The 1,197-nt window shown below is 60.3% G+C and carries 1 pseudogene; it reads right to left on the bottom strand.

The annotated features are described in order from the left end of the window. Positions 1–322 precede the first annotated feature (322 nt). Positions 323–1,197, bottom strand: a pseudogene (locus FJ980_RS32790) (hypothetical protein); the annotation flags it as partial.

Here is a 1,197-nt window from a genome sequence, read left to right as displayed (position 1 = left end):
CGCGCCGCATTTCCGTGAAGTCGACCGCGAGCGCCAGCCCGCCCATCAGCGGGACCATCGCGAAGGCCGTCACGAGAGCATAGTTGCCGCGCCTGTCGCGGCGGAATTGACGCCAGATTTCACGCATGTCTTGCAGCGGCCCCCGCCGGCGGATTCTCGTTCGACGCCAGCTTTCCACAAAACGCTGAAGGACGGGTTTGGGAAACCGCTCGATTGCTTGGTTCGCGCTTCACCAAGCACTAACCAATCTGGAGCGGCCCCCCGGTGCCTCCAAAAAACGACACCCCGCCGGATGCAGGGCGTCGACGTGGAATTCGTCGGATCAGCTGACGATGCGCAGGTTGGACAGCTCGTTGCCGATCGCCTTGAAATCGTCGGACAGCGTTGCGCCCGTCGAATTCCAGAACAGCTTCATCGGCTTGCTCGGATCGGTCTTGTCCTTGCTGAAGCGGGAATCCGAAGAACAGGCCTTCAGCGCATCCATCTGCGTTTTCTCCGCTGTCTTGGTGGCGTCCAGATCAAGCGCGATGGTCATGACCATGATCCCGGCGGCCTTGGCGTTGTTACACAGCGCAGTGAAATGCTCGTTCATCGCTTTGGTGTAGTTGGCGTTGCTGTAATCGTCCTTGGTGACATCCGTTCCGAGGAACATGCGGCCGTAGCTGTAGCCGTTGCTGTAGGGGACGACGTAACCGAGAGCCGAATAGATCGCCTTGCTGCCAGCCAGGTCGTTACCGCCAGAACTCCAATTGGTTCCAGAGTAGGTCTGCGCCGTCACCGAGGTCGGCGTGTAGTAGGTGTTGGCGCCGTCGGTCAGCACGATCAGTACCTTGTCGTTGCCTCTTTCCGTTTCGGGCCGGCCCTCGGTGAAGGGTGCCGTGCTGGAAAGGGTCCGCCAGCACCAGGCCATGCCTTCCGGAACGTTGGTGGCGCCGTCGTCGGCCATGGCATCGATGGCGTTTTTAATCAAAGTTGCGCCGGCTGTCGTGGAAACATCGGTTAGTGGCGTAATTGCCGTCGTGCTGCAGCTTGTATTCGGCCCGGCGTCCATGCCGTAGGCCGGCGTGACCTTGTTCACCCAGTCGAAATATTTTGGCATGTAGCGCTGGCGTGCGGCGTCGGACGCGCCTGAACTCACTGGGGCGTCGACATCCCAATTGTTATTGGCTGGCCTTGAAGAGCTATCGACGCGGTCGG

The organism is Mesorhizobium sp. B1-1-5, from assembly GCF_006443065.1.
In the GTDB taxonomy this organism is placed as follows: Bacteria; Pseudomonadota; Alphaproteobacteria; order Rhizobiales; family Rhizobiaceae; genus Mesorhizobium.
The sequence above is the reverse complement of the archived record's forward strand: the minus strand, read 5'-3'. Positions and strand labels throughout refer to the sequence as shown.